The 16873-nt window shown below is 67.0% G+C and carries 16 protein-coding genes; 5 read left to right on the plus strand and 11 right to left on the minus strand.

The features are described from left to right. Positions 1-99: 99 nt before the first annotated feature. Together ACWEFV_RS10505 and ACWEFV_RS10510 are read right to left on the minus strand one after the other, a co-directional pair. On the minus strand, positions 100-522 hold the full coding sequence (locus tag ACWEFV_RS10505) for a hypothetical protein (protein ID WP_450070111.1): 423 nt from the start codon (positions 520-522) through the stop codon (positions 100-102). 191 nt (positions 523-713) lie between these two features. Further along, positions 714-968, minus strand: coding sequence for a hypothetical protein (locus tag ACWEFV_RS10510; RefSeq protein WP_450070112.1), 255 nt, complete (start codon positions 966-968; stop codon positions 714-716). Between the two features lie 131 nt (positions 969-1099). Here ACWEFV_RS10510 and ACWEFV_RS10515 point away from each other — a divergent pair, with 131 nt between their 5' ends. Next, a complete protein-coding gene (locus ACWEFV_RS10515; protein ID WP_135457711.1) occupies positions 1100-1939 on the plus strand; it encodes a glycoside hydrolase family 16 protein in 840 nt (279 codons plus the stop codon). 31 nt (positions 1940-1970) lie between these two features. Here ACWEFV_RS10515 and ACWEFV_RS10520 read toward each other — a convergent pair whose 3' ends face one another. Beyond that, complete coding sequence (locus tag ACWEFV_RS10520; RefSeq protein WP_450070113.1) at positions 1971-2639, minus strand: phosphate signaling complex PhoU family protein; 669 nt, start codon at positions 2637-2639, stop codon at positions 1971-1973. A gap of 176 nt (positions 2640-2815) precedes the next feature. On the opposite strand from ACWEFV_RS10520, the gene ACWEFV_RS10525 reads away from it, so the two are divergent. Beyond that, positions 2816-2971 (plus strand): DUF3349 domain-containing protein, encoded by a 156-nt coding sequence (locus ACWEFV_RS10525; RefSeq protein ID WP_450070114.1) that lies wholly within the window; start codon positions 2816-2818, stop codon positions 2969-2971. On the opposite strand, the gene ACWEFV_RS10530 is transcribed toward ACWEFV_RS10525, so the two are convergent. The 5 genes from ACWEFV_RS10530 to ACWEFV_RS10550 all read right to left on the minus strand — a co-directional run bounded on the left by ACWEFV_RS10530 (position 2968) and on the right by ACWEFV_RS10550 (position 11256). Further along, on the minus strand, positions 2968-4893 hold the full coding sequence (locus tag ACWEFV_RS10530) for a potassium transporter Kup (RefSeq protein ID WP_450070167.1): 1926 nt from the start codon (positions 4891-4893) through the stop codon (positions 2968-2970). The genes ACWEFV_RS10525 and ACWEFV_RS10530 overlap by 4 nt on opposite strands. Positions 4894-4997: 104 nt before the next feature. Beyond that, the gene (locus tag ACWEFV_RS10535) at positions 4998-6146 is read right to left on the minus strand and encodes a zinc-binding dehydrogenase (RefSeq protein ID WP_450070115.1); all 1149 of its coding nucleotides are present in this window, start codon (positions 6144-6146) and stop codon (positions 4998-5000) included. 17 nt (positions 6147-6163) lie between these two features. Beyond that, positions 6164-7612: a hypothetical protein gene (locus ACWEFV_RS10540; RefSeq protein WP_450070116.1), complete on the minus strand. Its 1449-nt coding sequence runs from the start codon at positions 7610-7612 to the stop codon at positions 6164-6166. 462 nt (positions 7613-8074) lie between these two features. After that, positions 8075-9331, minus strand: coding sequence for a DUF6636 domain-containing protein (locus ACWEFV_RS10545; RefSeq protein ID WP_450070117.1), 1257 nt, complete (start codon positions 9329-9331; stop codon positions 8075-8077). Continuing rightward, positions 9328-11256 carry a methyltransferase domain-containing protein gene (locus ACWEFV_RS10550; protein WP_450070118.1) on the minus strand — a complete coding sequence of 643 codons (1929 nt, stop codon included), beginning with the start codon at positions 11254-11256 and terminating at the stop codon, positions 9328-9330. The genes ACWEFV_RS10545 and ACWEFV_RS10550 overlap by 4 nt, the downstream gene beginning before the upstream one ends. Positions 11257-11366: 110 nt before the next feature. Between ACWEFV_RS10550 and ACWEFV_RS10555 the strand changes: the two genes are divergently transcribed. Together ACWEFV_RS10555 and ACWEFV_RS10560 are read left to right on the plus strand one after the other, a co-directional pair. After that, positions 11367-12500 (plus strand): BTAD domain-containing putative transcriptional regulator, encoded by a 1134-nt coding sequence (locus ACWEFV_RS10555; protein WP_450070119.1) that lies wholly within the window; start codon positions 11367-11369, stop codon positions 12498-12500. A 5-nt stretch (positions 12501-12505) separates the two neighbouring features. Continuing rightward, positions 12506-13351 carry a hypothetical protein gene (locus ACWEFV_RS10560; protein WP_450070168.1) on the plus strand — a complete coding sequence of 282 codons (846 nt, stop codon included), beginning with the start codon at positions 12506-12508 and terminating at the stop codon, positions 13349-13351. Here ACWEFV_RS10560 and ACWEFV_RS10565 read toward each other — a convergent pair. Both ACWEFV_RS10565 and ACWEFV_RS10570 read right to left on the minus strand, forming a co-directional pair. Beyond that, entirely contained in the window at positions 13339-14763 is a 1425-nt protein-coding gene (locus tag ACWEFV_RS10565) for a protein kinase domain-containing protein (protein WP_450070120.1), read from the minus strand. The two genes, ACWEFV_RS10560 and ACWEFV_RS10565, sit on opposite strands and share 13 nt — an antisense overlap. Before the next feature lie 86 nt (positions 14764-14849). Beyond that, complete coding sequence (locus ACWEFV_RS10570; protein WP_450070121.1) at positions 14850-15308, minus strand: lipoprotein LpqH; 459 nt, start codon at positions 15306-15308, stop codon at positions 14850-14852. A 213-nt stretch (positions 15309-15521) separates the two neighbouring features. Here ACWEFV_RS10570 and ACWEFV_RS10575 point away from each other — a divergent pair, with 213 nt between their 5' ends. Further along, complete coding sequence (locus ACWEFV_RS10575; RefSeq protein WP_450070122.1) at positions 15522-16094, plus strand: hypothetical protein; 573 nt, start codon at positions 15522-15524, stop codon at positions 16092-16094. A 16-nt stretch (positions 16095-16110) separates the two neighbouring features. Here ACWEFV_RS10575 and ACWEFV_RS10580 read toward each other — a convergent pair whose 3' ends face one another. Further along, entirely contained in the window at positions 16111-16743 is a 633-nt protein-coding gene (locus ACWEFV_RS10580) for a cutinase family protein (RefSeq protein ID WP_450070123.1), read from the minus strand. Between the last annotated feature and the right edge of the window lie 130 nt (positions 16744-16873).

A 16873-nucleotide genomic window follows, 5' to 3' on the forward strand; every position in this document is an offset into this window, starting at 1 on the left:
CGCCGGAAACAGGTCGTCCGACCACCCAGCAAACACCTCGGCCCGCGCGCACCCTCGTCTCACCGGCTGGCTGACCTCGCAGGGTGAGTGCGCTCCGTTCTAGGACAGCTTCGTCAACGTGAACGAGAACCGGTCACTGCGCTCGGCCGGGCCACAGTCGCTCGCTTCCCAGGTGGCGTAGCCGTTGCCGGCCAGCGACGCGTCGTCCCAGGACAGCGTGCGTGAGGCGGTGAGCGGGGTGCCCTCACAGGTCCCCGCGTCTGGCCACGGGCTCACCATCGTCCAACGCCCGTTGTCCAGGTGGGCCTGGCCGCCATACGGCGCCCACGTCGCGCCGCCGGTGGCCGCCACGTCGGCGCATCCCGAACCACAGGACGTCACGGTCCAGGTGCTCCAGGTCGACGGACCGTCGTGGTCATAGCGATAGGTGCCGTTGAGGTCTTCGGCGGCAGCCGGGCCCGCGAAACCGATCGCCGTTCCGGCCAGAACCATCGCCGGAACAATGCCCATGACAAGTCTCACGTTCGCACTCCCTGAAGTCGCCCCGACCCGGTGACCAAAAAATTGACGCGCAGAGCATCTCACACGAACGTGCCTCGGGGACCGCAGGATTGACACAGCGACGGCCGTGGGGGCCGCCGCTGAGTGTGCCCGTACTTAGCTGGCAGGTCCGGCCCGCCACCCGTACCGGCGGGCGGGCCGGCGGCCGGCGGCTAGCGGGATTCGACCTCGAACTCGATCAACCCGGCGCTGCGGGCGTTGACGACGACGTGTTCCCAGCTGGTCGCCGCGGCCGCGATCACCGTTATGGCCGTCGCGAAGCCGGCGAGTGAGGCCAGCACCGTCGCCCACGGCCCGTCGATGGCTACGCCGAGCAGAATGGCGAGGAACGCCCCGGCGAGCACCAGTCCGGCGGCCGGCGCGCTGCGCCACCATGCCCGGCGCGATGATTCGATCGGCGTGGTCATGTAACCCACTGTCCCCGCGCTGGCTGAGCAGGGATGAAGCGTTTCCTATGGAAATGTTCTGAACCGAACCGCCCGTCGGCAAAATCACTCGACCCCTACCGATGCACGTTGCCCGGCTAAGGTGGTCCAACATGGCCAACTTGGACCGTCGAAAGATGATGATGCTGTCGGGTCTGGGCGCGATGGCGGCGGCAATACCCGCCCCTCTAGCCAATGCCCTCCCGACCAGGCCCCAGACACCGCGCATTCCGGCGCCCTCAGCGCCGCAGGCAGCGATGAACTACGTGTTCGCGGACGAATTCGACGGGCCCGCGGGCTCGGCGCCGAATTCGTCGAAGTGGACCATCGCCAAGGCCCGCGAGACCATCAAGGACCCCACGTACTGGGAACAGCCGGGCCGTATCGGCCAGTACCGGGACGACCGCAAGAACGCATTCCTGGACGGCAAGGGGAACCTCGTCATCCGGGCCACCAAGGAAGGCGACGCCTATTACGGCGCCAAGCTGGCCAGCGTGTGGGAAGGCGGGGCCGGGCACACCTGGGAGGCGCGGATCAAGTTCAACTGCCTGACCGCGGGCGCCTGGCCGGCCTTCTGGCTGGGCACCCTGGGCGAGGGCGAGCTCGACATCGTCGAGTGGTACGGCAACGGCAAATGGCCGTCAGCCACCACCGTGCACGCCAAGTCAAACGGCGGCGAATGGGAAACCCACAACATCGCCGTCGACACCGGCTGGCACACGTGGCGCACCCAGTGGGATGCCACCGGCGCCCGGTTCTGGCAGGACTACACCGAAGGGGCGAAGCCCTACTTCGAGGTTTCGGCGAGCCAGCTCCCGGACTGGCCGTTCAGCCAGCCCGGCTACACGATGTTCGTGGTGCTGAACCTCGCGGTCGCGGGCTCCGGCGGAGAAGACCCCAGCGGCGGGACCTATCCGGCCGACATGCTCGTGGACTACGTACGCGTCTGGTAGGTGCGCGAGTGCCACAACCACGGCACTCGGCTCATACTCCGGCAGCAACTGCGGAGCGAGGCAGCGGGCGACCGGTGTACTGAAAGGCCGCGCGGACCCCGATGTCCACCGCATGGTCAGCGAACCGCTCGTAGTACCGACTCAGCAGCGTCACGTCGATCGCGGCTGCAATCCCGTGGCTCCATTGTGGATCCATCACCTTGCCGAACAGGTTGCGGTGCAACGAATCTATTCGGTCGTCGTCGCACCGCAGCTGGTTCGCCCTGACCGGATCGCCGGACAGCACGACATCTCTGGCAGCACTGCCCATCTGCACCCCGATGGCCGCCATGTCGGCGAAGACGATGCTGATGTCCTGGGGCACGGCGCGCTGCGGGTGCCGTCGGCGAGCCGCCTCGGCGACGTGTAACGCCAACGCCCCCATCCGGTCTGCGTCGACGGCGTGCTGCATGCTGGTGACAACGGCGCGCAGATCAGACGCGACGGGAGACTCCAGGGCCAGCAGGCGGTAGGCCATGGCCTCGACCCCAGCGGCCTTCGCCGAGATACGCCGGTGATCGCCGATGGCTTCTTCAACCGCCGAAATCTGGGCGCACAGAAGCGCTTCGGTGGCATGGCTCATGGCGATCCCCGCCGCATGACAGAGCATCGCGATGTCCGCGGTGAGGAGATCCAACTGTCGATGAAACTCATCTCGCATGTTCCCCACGATAAGAGGCGGAAACGTATGGATGGGCGCCCCGCGGCATCAACGATTCGTAAGTATTCGGTTGGCGCACGTGCGGCGGTCGACGATGGAGCATTACGTTGGCGTCGACCGGTGTTGGTTGTCAATGGATGTCACACAAGGATCCGAAGATGAGCTGTTCGATTCACATGAGGAACGTCGTTGCGTTCTTGAGAGCCGGCTACCCGGCCGGCGTGGCCCCCACCGGGCACATCGCGTTGCTCGCCCTGTGCCCACGGCGGATCACCGACGCCGAGATCGCCTTCATGGCAGACGAATTCAAACTACAGCGTCGGGTCGGCTAGACCTCCATACGTGAACCGATGATGACGGTCCGTTCCGGAGGCAGGTTGAAGTACCCCGCCGCATCAGCCGTCACGAGCGAGGTGGCGATGAAAAGGCGCTTGCGCCAAGGGACCATGTTGGGTTCAGTTCCCGGGACGAGGTCCAGGTGCGACAGAAAGTACGACGCATTCTCGAGATCGATGCCACCTTCGGTTTCCTCGGCGGGTATCAGCTTGAGCGCCGCCGGGACATTCGGCCGCTCCATATAGCCCGCATGGATCGTGACGTGCAGGATGCCGTCGTCGCGGTAACCGAGATCGTCCACCGTTATACGGTTCTGATCAGACACGCGCGGAACGGGTTCCGTCTCCACCGAGGCGATCAGGACGTGTTCGTGCACGACGTGGTTGTGGTCTACATTGGCGCGCATGGCCAGCGGCACCGTGTCGTCGCCACGATTGAGAAAGACTGCTGTCCCGGGGATCCGGGTCAAAGCCGGCCGCTGTTGGGCGATGTCGCTGACGAACGGACGCAGTGGACCTTCGATTTCGCGGCGGGACGCGGTCACCACCGCCCGGCCGCGCTGCCATGTGGTCATGACGACGAAGGCGGCGACCGCGATGACGAGCGGCAGCCAGGCCCCGTGCACGAGTTTCGTGAGGTTCGCGGCGAAGAACAGGAGGTCGACCGTTATCAAGGCCCCGCCGCCGAGCACCAGCACCCACAGCGGCCACTTCCACTGCTGCCGAGCCAGATACAGGAAGAGCACCGTCGTGATGGTGATGGTGCCCACGACCGCCATGCCGAATGCGTACGCCAGCGCCGCAGACGTTTCGAATGCGAACACCAGCGTGAGCACTGACAACATCAGCATCCAGTTGATCCACGGCACATAGATCTGGCCGATCGTCGACGCCGAGGTGTGGGTAATCCGTAGGCGCGGCAGGTATCCGAGTTGCACCGCCTGCGAGACCACCGAGAACGCGCCGGTGATCACCGCCTGCGAAGCGATGACGGTCGCCGCCGTCGCCAGCACCACCATCGGGATTTGCGCCCATTCCGGTGTGAGGAGGAAGAACGGTGCGCTCGACTTCGTCTCGTCGGCCAGGATCAGGGCGCCCTGCCCGAAGTAGTTCAACGTGCACGCGGGCAGCACCAGACCCAGCCATCCGACAGTGATGGCGCGCCGCCCGAAATGGCCCATGTCGGCATAGAGCGCCTCCGCACCGGTCACCGAGAGCACGATCGCGGCGAGCGCGAAGAAGGCGATGTGAAAGTGCCCCGCCAGGAACGTAATCGCGTACCAGGGGGACAGCGCGGCCAGAATTCCGGGGTTGGCGACGATCCCTGCGACGCCGCAGGCGCCGATCGCGGTGAACCACGCGATCATCACCGGCCCGAAGAACCGGCCGACCACGGCGGTCCCTTGGCGTTGGACGAGAAACAACCCGACGATGATCACCGCGGTGATCGGCACCACCCACGCTTCGAGCCCGGGTTCGACGACCTTCAGTCCCTCGACGGCCGACAGCACCGAAATGGCCGGGGTGATCATCGAGTCACCGAAGAACAGTGCCGCCCCGAACAACCCGAGGGCGGCCAAGATCATGGTGGTGCGTCGGCCGCGGGTCCCGCTACCGCGGCGCAGCAGCGTGATCAACGCCATGATGCCGCCCTCGCCATGGTTGTCGGCGCGCATCACGAGAGTGACGTAGGTCAGGGTGACGATCAGCATCACCGACCAGAAGATCAACGACACGACGCCGTAGACGTTGCCATCGTTCAGCGGCACTGGGTGTGGGTCGGCCGGGTTGAACACCGTCTGCACGGTGTAGATGGGGCTGGTGCCGATGTCGCCGAACACGACGCCCAGCGCACCGATGACGATCGCTGGGCGCAGGGAGTGAGCGGTGCCGTGTGAAGTATCGGCGGCCGCGGACATGATTGGCACGAAGGTCGACCGTCCTGTCAGAGGTGGGTGAGACTCGGATACCTCCGCTGATTGTGCATCCACACCCTGGGACGTGCCCGGGTATCGGCGCTCGGTTATGGGACCGCCTGGGGAGTCACCAGGTATTTCTCCCCGGTGGCCTTCTTCAGGTAGCTGTTGAACGCGTCCGGTTTGAGCAGCCCGGCCAGTGAGACCTCTTGGGTGTAGGCGCTCGCGAACGTCGTGGTGAGCTCCGCGGCGACGCGGGCGCGCAGCCTGGCGATGGTCTCCGGCCCGGCGCCGGCGAGAAACGGGGTCAGCAGCCAACCGCCCACGCCCCAGGCCATCCCGAAGTTCCTGGTGAGGACGGTGGGGCCCGTGTCGAGGCTGCCGTAGATGTACACCTGCTTGTGCACGGCCGACCCGTATCGGGAGTATTGCGCCGCGGTCGCATTGGCCGCCTGCTCCATACCGTTGAGGATCTGGCTCGCCAACGTTCCGCCGCCGGTGGCGTCGAACGCCAGCGTCGCCGACGTCGCCTTGAGCGCCTCGACGAGATCCGTTTCGAAGGTCGGTGACGCCGAGTTGCAGACGTGGGTCGCGCCCAGGCCACGCAGGATCTCTTCCTGTTCGGCCTTGCGGACGATGTTGACCAGCGGCACCCCGTCGGCGAGGCACGCCTTGACGAGCATCTGCCCCAGGTTCGACGCCGCGGCCGTGTGCACCAAAGCCGAATGTCCTTCGCGCCTCATGGTTTCCAGCATCCCCAGTGCCGTGAGCGGATTGACGAACGACGATGCGCCGTCCCTGGCCGTCGCACCGTCGGGCAGGACCAGACACGCCGCGGCATTGACCACCCGGTACTGCGCGTACATCCCGCCACCGGCGATGCCGACCGTCTTGCCCAGCAGGGCCTGTGCGGCCGGCGAGGCTCCCGCGGCCACCACCGTGCCCGCGCCTTCGTTGCCCACCGGAAGCGAGGTGCCGACGCGGGCCGCCAGACCGGCCAGTGCCCCGTCACGCAGCGGAGCGGTGACGACGGGACGTTCCGGGGTGCCCGCGACCGTCGCGGCGGACATGTCGGCGGCGGCCGGGATCAGCAGACCCAGGTCCGACGGATTGATCGGCGACGCCTCGATCCGGACCACGACGTCGTCTGGCCCCGGGGTGGGCACCTCGACCTCGTGCAGCGACAGTTCAAGCGTGCCGTCCGGTGTCACCAACGACCGCAACTCCAGAGCGGTCTTGGGTAGTTGCTCAGTCATGTCTGAACACTACGTCGCTACACGGAGCATTTACCCCCGGTGAACAGATCGCAGGTGGTCAGCAACCCGTTGAGCACGCCGGCCGGGATCGCGGACACGAAGTCGGTCAGGCTGATGGCACGCAATGAGGTGAGATCGCGGGCCTTCTGCGTGCCGATCAGCACCGCCACGGCGTCGCCCTCTGGTGTGGTGATCGTGAACGAGTCGTCGCCGTCGCCGTACTGCCCCGCACAGTCGACTTGGCAGGTCCCCGTCGTGGGATCGATTTTCTCGTCGAACATGTCGTTGATCCACCCGGCGGACAGATCGCGGACGGCCAGCGGATTCTGTGGCTGCGGGAATCCGGCAATGGCGTAGGCAGCGACCTGGATCAGCGGGTTGCCGCCCTGCATGGGATCCATGTGCACACCGCCTTCGAGGACGACGCCGGTGAACTGACCGGGCCGCGCTTCCGACAGCTGGTCGTTGACGTCGCTGAACACGTTGAGGAAATTCAGCGGTGCGCCGATCTCGTAGATCGGGATGTAATCGTTCGGGTCGTCATCGCCGGGATCAGCGGTACCGTTCGTTTCCAGCGCGTCGAGCCGGTCCATGGCGTCGGGGATGATCGAGCCCATCGGTACCGCGTCGTAAATCACCACGCCGGCAAGCTCATTGGGCGCGTCCAGCCCTTGTTCGCGCCGGCGGCTCAACCCTTCGGCGTAGTACCCGGCCACCCCGGGAGCAAACCCGCCGCCCAGCGAGTGCCCGACGAGAACGAATTGCGTCGGCACGTCGAGGTTCTCGGCGCGGCCGGCCTTCAGCTCCGCCGTGTCCATGCTGGCGTTGAGCGCCGTGCGATCCGGATCGAGGAACAACTGCGCGACCGCCTCGTGCAGGTTGTCACCGCCGAGCCACATGCCGTCTTCCTCGAACGGGTTCGACGTGAACGTGGTGGTGACCACGATGCTGTTGGTCGTATGGGCCAGGTAGGACGCGGTGTAGCTGTAGAGCGGCCCGTTCGCGAGGAAGCCGTGTTGCAGGTAGATCATCCGGGTGGGCGGCTCGCCGTTCGCGGATGTCGGGAAATACCAATTGGATTCGACTTCGTGACCTTCGGAGATGACCAGGGTGGACGTGCTGACCTCGACGGAGTCGCGCAGTTCCGGCGGGACCACCGGGTCCCCGCCGACAGCGCGCTCGAGGGTGGCCAGGGTGTCGAAGATGGCGCCACTGATCACCGACAACGGCTTGGGATAGTTCTGCGGCTCGGGATTGAGTGTCAGCGCTCCGAGACTGCGGATCACGTCGTGGATCGTCTCGACCGGATCGTCGTGGGCCGGGATATCGCGCTGTTCACGTTGCGCGGCAAGGGCGGACCTGATGCTGATCGACGGTCGGACCCGGACCTGAACCTCGTTCGATGGCGCTTCGGTGGGCTTTGGGGTGACGTCCTCTGAGCCTTTGGGACTGCCGAGGACGCTCACTGGGTTCCGCTCGCCGCGGGTGGCCTGCCGAATCTCGCTGCGCGCCTTGGCCTGAATTGAATCGGCGAGTTGGCGGATCGGCCTCTGCGTCCCCGCCCTGCGCTGTTTGGTCGTGGTCTGCGTGTCTGTGGCCGCTTTCGATATCGCAGATGTCGGCCGCTGTTTCACCACGCGTGTTTTCGGTTTCTGCGTTTTCTCGATGGAGGCGTTGTGCGTGGCCGCAGGCTTCGCATCGTGCTTCGACCCGCCCTCGTCGTCAGCTTGGGCTGTCCCTGCCCCGGCGAGTACGGCGGCCGATAGTCCGGCCGTGAAAATTCCAGCACCCACCCACGCTGCGACACGCGTCATTATTCGCCCCCGTTACATCGAACCCGAACTTTGTCACGCTAGCGGGGGTCGGCGCTCCGTCGGACAGGATTCGACGAGATGGCGGAATGATCAGTCCAGCAGTTGTGCGAACCCCTAGCCGAGTTCGAGGGATTCGCGCGACATCCGGAAGAAGTGTCCGGTGCCGGTGTCGGTGCAGGTGACGCCGGCGGGTTGCGACTCGCAGTTCATCGGTCCGGCCGAACGCGTCTGACCGTAGGCCAGCGTGGGCATTCCGGTGTCGAAGATGGTGTCGCCGTGGCAGTGCACCTCGGGAGCGCTGCCCGGTTTCAGGCTGACGCGGTCGCCCCAGTCCAGGTGGCAGTCCGCCGGTTTGGCCGGCGGGGTGTAGGTGTGGTCCCGGATCTCGCAGACGACGCCGTTGCTGCCGTCGAAGCCGTTCGGGACCAGGCACCAGATGTTGCCCGACGGGGTGACGAACTTGGGCGGCGGAGGGCAGGCGTATGCGGTGGCGGGGAGGGCGATGACGGCCGCCGCCGCGGCGACGAACGGGATGAGGTGACGTTGGTTTGTGCTCATGGACTTGAGCATGTGGGGCCGGCCTTGCGGAATTCTCAATGGATTCTGGCCGGGGAGCGGGCATGTTGTGGCGGTCAGTTCCACTCCCCAGGCGAGCGCCGCACCACGCCGCATGGCGTCGGTATCGCCGCTGGTCACATAGGCCCTCTGGGCTACCGGTCCGGCCTGGGCGGCGGGATGGCGCGCGGCGATCGCGGCGGCCAGCCGCTGGACCGGGTCGATCAGCGTGGCGTCGGGCAAGGCGTCGGCGAACCAGTCGCTGACGGCGGGATAGTGGGTGCACGCCAAGACCACAGCTTGGGCCCGCTGCAGCGGGGCCACGATTCGGCGCAAGTCGGCGACGAACCCCGGTGACCCGGTGCGGCCGGCCTCGATGTGCGCCGACAACGGTTGCGCCACCCGGGACAGCACCTCGCGGCCGGGCCGGGCCAGCCCGCGCCGGTAGCAGCCGCTTGCGATCGTGCGTCGCCCGCCGACGATGCCGACGGGTCCTCGGATCTGGTCGGGGACAGACGCCAGGCCGTGACCGATGATGCCCTCGACTGGCACCGGCGCCTGGCTCAGCCGCGGGGCGACCGTGCTCGCCGCATTGCAGGCCAGCACCACTTCGGTGGCGCCCCTGCCGGCGAGCTCGGAGACCACTGCGTAGAGCCGGGCCGTCAGGTCCGCGCTGCGCATCCGGCCGTAGGGCGTGGCTCCGGCATCCGACCAATACAGCACCGGCAATCCGGGCACGTGCCGGTCCAGCTCGCGCACCAGCCCGATGCCTCCGATGCCCCAGTCGACGATGCCGAGGCACGGCGCCGGCGTCATGGATAGGTGAGCGGGGCGGTGAGCCCCTTGTCGAGCGGTCCGGAGTCGAACGCCATCACGCGCTGTGACGGTGTCGCGGTCAGCAGCCGCAACTGCGCGCCGGGGAACCGGCTGGCGAAATACCAGCGGTACTCGTGTTCGGCTCGGATCGGGTTGTGCCGCAGCATCTCCCGCCATGCGGGATGGCTGGTCAACGCGGTCAGATCGGCGGCGAACTGCGGCCGGTCCCGACGGGTGCGCACGTGCTCGAGCACCGACCGGGCCAGCACCGGGAGTTCGCGAACCCGTATCGGGTGCTCGACCATGTCGACCACCCAGAGCCGCCCGCCGGGCGCCAGTACCCGGCGGATTTCTGCCATCACCGGATCCCAATCCAGATACCGGAACGACAGAAAGCAGATCACCACGTCGACGTGATCGTCGGGGACGTCCAGTTGCGGGCCGTCGACCCTGGCGAACCGCAGCCGGGAACGATGCCGGCCACGGTTACCTGCCTGGGCGAGCATGCCCGAGGAGATATCCACGCCGATGCCGAAGTCGAGTACGCCGTCGTCGTCCAATGCGCGTAGCAACGCACCAGTGCCGCAGCCGATTTCAAGTACCCGCAGCCTCCGCCCGAGTTCGGCTCGGGCATGTGCGGCGCGTTCGGACACCCACCGCCACTCGGTGCCGCGCGCCCTGATGTCGGCGTAGGCACGGTCGTAGAGCTCGGCCACCGGATCGTACGAGCCGACGGAACCGGCGGGGTCGGGCATGCTCAGTACCGGCGGTTGCGCTGCCGCTCCTAGGTACTTGCGCGCGGCGCCGAGCGGCCCGTGCGACTTTCGCCCCGGCGTGTCGATCAGGTAGAGATCGGCGCGGGACATCGGGCGGTGCCCCGCCCAGGAAAACCGGTCCTTGCGCGTCGACACCGTGGTGTAGTTGCGGTTTCCGAACGCGGGCACACCGAACACGTTGGCGAAGAACGGCGCGAACCAGCGCGCGGTGCGGCAGGCATGAAAGTAGGCCCGACCCGTGGTGGTGAAAGGGATTGTCATCGAACGCCATTCGTGCGGTGAGAACTGCTCGGGCCAGTCGGTCGATCCGAACATCGGACCGTACATTCCGGAATGGCTGATGAGGTGCAACTGATCGATCACGCGGCCGGTCTCGGTCAATCGGGTGAGCTGCGCGGTGAAGTCCGCCTTGTGATGCAGGCCCGACACGATGACCTCGACGTCGGGATGAGCAGCGGCCAGCTCACGCGCCATGGTCGCCGCTGCCACCGCGAACTCTGCTGATCCGCCCCGGTAATGCGTGGTGTGGCCCACCCAGATCACCGGCGCAGCAACCGTTTCAGGGGATATCCGGGCGAACGGGATACGCGGGTGCTGCTCCTGCGGAATCCAGGCTCCGTAGTTACCGACCAACTCCAACATCTCGGAGCGATCCAGATCGAACACCCTCATACTGGTCGCAGGCGGGCTGTAGAAATGCAGGGTCAATCCCCCATCCAAGCCGGCCATATCGTGGATCACCTCGCTGGTGATGCTCGTGACCTCGCCGGTGTGGTGCTCGGTGCTGCTGGTGACGGACAACCGTGGACCGTCCCAGTCGAACCGCCGCTCCTCGAACCGGCTGTGCAGGACGATGACGAAACCGCCTGCCCCGCCGTGGTCGTGGGGTGCGCAGCGCTGCCCTGGTCGCCACCGGGCCAGCATGATCTCGACCTCGTCGTCGACGCGCAAGATCGTCCGGGAGTACGGCTCACCGTCGTTGGGGTCGGCCGCCATCGCGGCCAGCGCCGGGCGCATACGGGCGGTCCGGATCAGCAGTTCCGGCCCGGGGACCTCGCCCCTGACCGCGACGCCGGCCAGGTCATCGAGCAGCGAATCCAGTCCGGCAGCGTCGTCGTACCGGACAGGGAGGTGCGAAATCGTGGTCATGCCGGAACGATGACGCCGACACCTTGCAGGATTCTCAACGGATCCTTGCGGTAGCGCCGCCTGGCGTCACAATGGGATGCGGACCGCGCCGAACACCGGGAAGGCAAGCGATGAGTGACACCCGTCTCGGGTTCGGCCTGCTGGGTCCGCTGCAGGTCACCGTGAACGACGCGCCTGTCGCTCTGGGTACGCCCAAACAGCGTGCGGTGTTGGCATTCCTGCTGATCAACCGTAATCGGGCGATCAGCACCGAATCGCTGATCGACGCTGTCTGGGACGGCGAGCCGGTGCCCGCAGCCCGCGCCACCATCCACACGCACGTCTCCAACTTGCGTCGCCTGCTCGGCAATGATGAGCCGGAGACACCCGCAGCGCTGGTCAAAGCGGCTCCCGGCTATCGGCTCAACGTGGCTGCCGGCAGTTGCGATCTGGACCGGTTCATCGCCGAGAAGAGTGCCGGGATCAACGCTGCCGCAGCCGGGCGGTTCGACGCAGCTGGCACGCACCTGGCCGCAGCATTGGCCCAATGGCGCGGAGACGTCCTCGAGGATCTGCGCGGATTCCGATTCGCCGATACCTTCGCCGCGGCCTTGACCGAGGACCACGTGCTGGTACACACCAGCCGCGCTGAGGCCGAGATCGCCTGCGGGCGCGCCGCGACCATCATCGCCGACCTGGAAGACCTCGCCACCAAGCATCCGTACCGCGAACCCGTGTGGGCTCAACTGATCACCGCCTACTACCTCGCGGAACGGCAGTCCGATGCGCTGGAGGCCTACCGGCGCGTCAAATCGGTACTGGCCGAAGACCTCGGCATCGACCCCGGACCCACGCTCAGTGCGCTGCATGCGCGAATCCTGCGTCAGGAGCGCCTCGATATCCGGCAGGTCGCCATGGCCACCGCGGCGCGCACCGTGAGCGCCGGACGCACCGCGGCCAGCCGAGGTTCGACGGCCGCCGCGCTGCGCGATGCCGACGGACGCCGATACCCGTTGAAGCCGAACGTCACCCGGATCGGCCGGTTGCCCGACAATGACATCGTGCTCGATGACGCCGAGATCAGCCGCCACCATGCCGTGATCATCGACACCGGAAGCAGTTTCGTCATCACCGATTTGCAGTCGGCGAACGGTGTGCAGGTGCGGCGGGAACGTATTCACCCCAGTGCCACCGTCGGCGACGGCGACCACATCCGCATCTGCAGCCGCGAGTTCACCTTCGAACTTCAAAGCGCTGCGCCGTGACATCTATGCGCAGCGGCCGGGTGTGGGCCCTCATCGCCGTCTTCGCCGCGATCACGCTCGCCGCCGGGGTGATCATCGGGACCCAGCTCGGTAGGCGGCCGCACCCGCGGGACTCCTCCCCCACCGCGTCGCTGGCCGCGGAGTTCGCCCAACTGGAAACCGAGCTACCCGCCACGGCGGGGATCGCACTCAGCGGCGCCGGACCGGGGGCGGAGCCAATGTCCTTGGGACAGTGGCAGAGCGGCCCGGCCTGGTCGACGATCAAGGTGCCGTTGATCATCGCCGCGCTACGCGCACAAGTGCCGCCACAGATCACCGAAGCGATGACCGCGGCCATTACCCAGTCCGATAATGCCGCAGCCGAGTCGATCTGGGACAGCCTAGGCACACCGGCCGAGGCCGCAAGCAAGGTCGAGGCGGTCCTGCGGCAGGCCGGTGACCCGACGATCGTCCAATCGCAACGCGTGCGCCCCGAGTTCAGCGCGTCGGGGCAGACCGACTGGCCGCTGGCCGATCAGGCGCGGTTCACCTCGGTGGCAGTGTGCGACAAGGCGAATGCACCGGTGTTCGACCTGATGGGCCGGGTGGAGCCCGATCAGCGATGGGGTCTCGGCACCATCGGGGGCAGCCGGTTCAAAGGCGGCTGGGGCCCCTCACCGACAGGCGGCTACCTGGTGCGGCAAATCGGGGTGCTGACCACCCCGAGCGGAACGGTGGCCGTGGCGCTGGCCGCGCTGCCGGTCTCCGGGAAATTCGAGGACGGCACCGCCGCGCTCACCACGATGGCCAATTGGCTGAAACAACGGCTGGGGGCATTGCCCTCCGGTGACTGCCCGGCTCACCAGAGGTAGACGCGGGCGTTCTTTCCGCCCGTGCACGTGATCCAGCTGTCGCCCGGGGACTGCTGGCAGTGCATCAGGAAATTGGCACCGTCGCACAGTGCACCGGGCACCCTGCCGCAGTCCACGGCACCGGGGGCCGACACCGCGCGCGGCAGCGGGCTCGCGTCGCCGTATTCGGCCCAGTACGACGTCAGCACGCTGTTGGTGAAAAGGCATGAGGTTTCCGGTGTTCCACGTCCGGCGCGACTGCCGAACCCGCTGGCCGTGGTCGCTGCGAAGCCGTCATCGCACGACTGGTGCAGGCTGCTCTGATCGGGACCGGTGACCAGCGGCGGCAGCGGACCTCCGGCCTGCCCCGGATCCTTGCCGGACGCGGATGGTGGTGTGTCCGGGGACTGGCCGGCGTTGGTGGCAAGCATGCCGATCACGACGCCGAGGCCGCCGAGGATCAGCGCGGCCGCCACTGCGATGACGGTCGGCAGCAACCAGGCCCGGCCACGCGGCTCGGAACGCGCGGGCTCCGCCGGTCGGTCCGGCTGTGGACTGACCGTGGGGGCGGCAAGCGTCGCTATCGGGTGCGGCAAGGTGGTCGGCGCCGATCCGGCCCGCAGCGCGCGTTGGGCCGCACGGCCCAATGCACCCGCGGACCCGTACCGGTCGTCGGGGTCTTTGGCCATGCCGCGCGCCACCACATCGTCCAGGGTGGGGGGCACCGCGGGATTCGTGACGCTGGGCCGCGGAGGCGGTGCGGAAATGTGAGCTGCGAGCAGACTGTCCAGGTTGTCGCCGGGGAACGGTGGGTGGCCGGTCAACGCCTCGTACAGCACGCAGGCCAGCGAGTAGGAGTCGACCGCCGGTGTCACCGTCTGGCCCGTGAATCGTTCGGGCGCCATGTAATTCATGGTGCCGATGCGGGAGCCCTCGGTGGTCAGCCGGCTGTCGCCCTGGCTTTCGGCGATGCCGAAGTCGACGAGGTAGGCGAAGTCGGCCCCGGTGACGATGATGTTCTGCGGCTTGATGTCGCGGTGGATCAGTCCGGCGGCATGGGCAGCGTCCAGGGCCGCCGCGATCTGGGTGATGATGGCCACCGCGCGCGCCGGTTCCAGCGGACCGTCGGAGATGAGGTCCGACAGCGTCGCACCCTGCACCAAACGCATGTCTATGTAGAGGCTGCCGTCGATCTCGCCCCAGTCGTGGATGGGGATGACGTGCGGTTCCTGCAAGACCGCCGCCGCATGCGATTCCCGCTGGAACCGGGTACGGAAGATGGCGTCGTTGGAGTACTGATCGGCGAGGATCTTCAAGGCCACGGTCCGGTTCTTGTCCGCATCGAAGGCCTCGTACACCTCCCCCATCCCGCCCTTGCCCAGCAGGCGCGTGATCGAATACTTGCCGAACGTCGTACCGACGCGCGAATCCACTTCCAATCTCCCCTGATCGTTCGCTATAGACGCAGTATCGCCTGCACGGCCACGCCATGCAGATGATTGCCGACCTTGCGGCCCGGTCAGGGGCTCCCGATCGCCGGCACGGTGTCGGGCGGGCCCTTTGGCCGTTGGTACCCGGGGCAGGCTATCTCGATCATGACCTGGCGCCATCCCGGCCCTGCCTCGGCAGGCATCCGTCCACTGATCGTGTAGACGTCATCGACCTTGATGGCCGTCATTTCCTGCGAGTCCTGGGTGAAGCCACTGCCTTCGGGGATGTGGAAGCCCGCCGCCGTGACGACCAGGCGGTGTGTCGTCGCCAGCATCACCCGCACGCTTCGTCGATGATTCGTCGCCGACGGCGAGGCATAGATCAGCAGGTTGCCGTCAGGGAACCGGGTGCAGGTGACCTGCGCGGCCAGGGTGTGGACATCACCGTCGATGACGATCTTCACGTCGGACAGCCCTGCTCCGGGCGCACACCCTGCCACCAGTGCGATCGCAGCCGTCGGCGCCGCGATGCCGACCCGGGCACGCATCTGTGCAGTATGAACCGGCTCTGGCGCGGGAGCGACCGGAACGCGGGACCCAAGAATTAGGTAGCCAACTACGCTACGCAGCCCCTGTATCAGGCAGGACACTTGACCGGTGGCGGTGCGAAACGAGAATCCCCGGGAAAGGGGCACGGCGAATAGCGCGCAAGCCGCGCAGGACAGCGAGATCCGGGGGCGCACATGAGGATCGGCAACTCGATGATCAGAGCGACATGCATGGTCGGCGTGGTGGTGGTCGGCTTGTTCCAGCCGGCGATGAGTCATGCCGATCCGTCACCCGCACCGACAGGGGGCACGGTCACTCTGGCGGACCTGCTGTCCGCACCCGTGCCGGCGCTGTGCCGACACGATGCGGGCACGCTGGTGAACGGGCAACTCCCGCCACAGGATTCGCACCCCGGTTCGGTGAGGATCGCCCAGAGAAACGATGAGCCGGACCTGAGCTACAAGGTCGCGTTCGGCAACCTCACCGGCGGCGCCAACACCGATGCCGCGATGGTGACCGACTGCAGCGCCGGTGGGGTGCCGTGGCCAGAGACGGTGCAGCTCTACACGGCCGGACCGACGCTGTTGGGTGGAGTGAACCTGGGCGATATCACCCACAGCCGCGAGGTCGTCACCGACCTGTCGATCAGTGATGGCGTCGCGCACGTGAACTGGCTGGCCAACGGTCCCGACGATGGCGAGTGCTGTCCCACGATCAAGATGGCTGCCGACGTGCGGTGGGACGGCTCCACAGTGAGCGCTCAGAACGTCCGCAGGCTCAACTGACTTTCGCGCGTCCCCGTTAGAGCTTGCTCGCCGCGAAATCGGCTGCCTGCGCGACCTTTCCGGACTGCACGTAGGACACGTGGGCACCCATGTCCCAGCCGCCTTCCCAACAGATCGGGTCAGCTTCGTTGCACTGATCAATCGAGTTGGCGGCGTACTGCGGGGCGAGCGTCGGCAGCGGCATCCCGGAAGCCAGGAGGCCCGAGAAGCTGGTCCGCGGCGCACCGAACAGTGCGGTGGCCGCCACATGATCGGCGGTCTGGGGAGACGCTGCGCTGGTGGCCTGTTCGATGACTGCCGCGCCCTGCGAATAGCCGCCCAGCACCATCTTCGTGTTCGGGCAACTGGCAGCGATGGACTCGATCAGGGACCGCGCCGCGTCGGTGCCGGCCGGGGTGCTGTTGTGGAAGTCGTTGTTGGCCGGGTAATCCACCGCGGCTGCGTCGACGGTGCGCGGGGCTACCCGGGCCCGCAGATCATCGACGAACGGACCGCCGACACTGCCCAGACCAGGCGGTTCATTGGTGCCGCGGGCGAACACCACCTCGACATCGGGGCACGGCGCCGCCGTGGCCGACGCGGGCATCACCATCGGGACAGCTGCGGCGAATGCCGCCAAGGCCAGGATCAAAGCAGGCTTGCTGGTCATACCGATCGATCGTAGGACGGCCGGCGCCGTTCCCCCGATCGGTGGACCCACGATTCGGGCGATTCATGGCCTGACCAGCGGACAGACGCGGCAGCCCTCAACCGGGATGGTGATTTCAACACACCAACAC

Source organism: Mycobacterium sp. NPDC004974 (genome assembly GCF_053600815.1).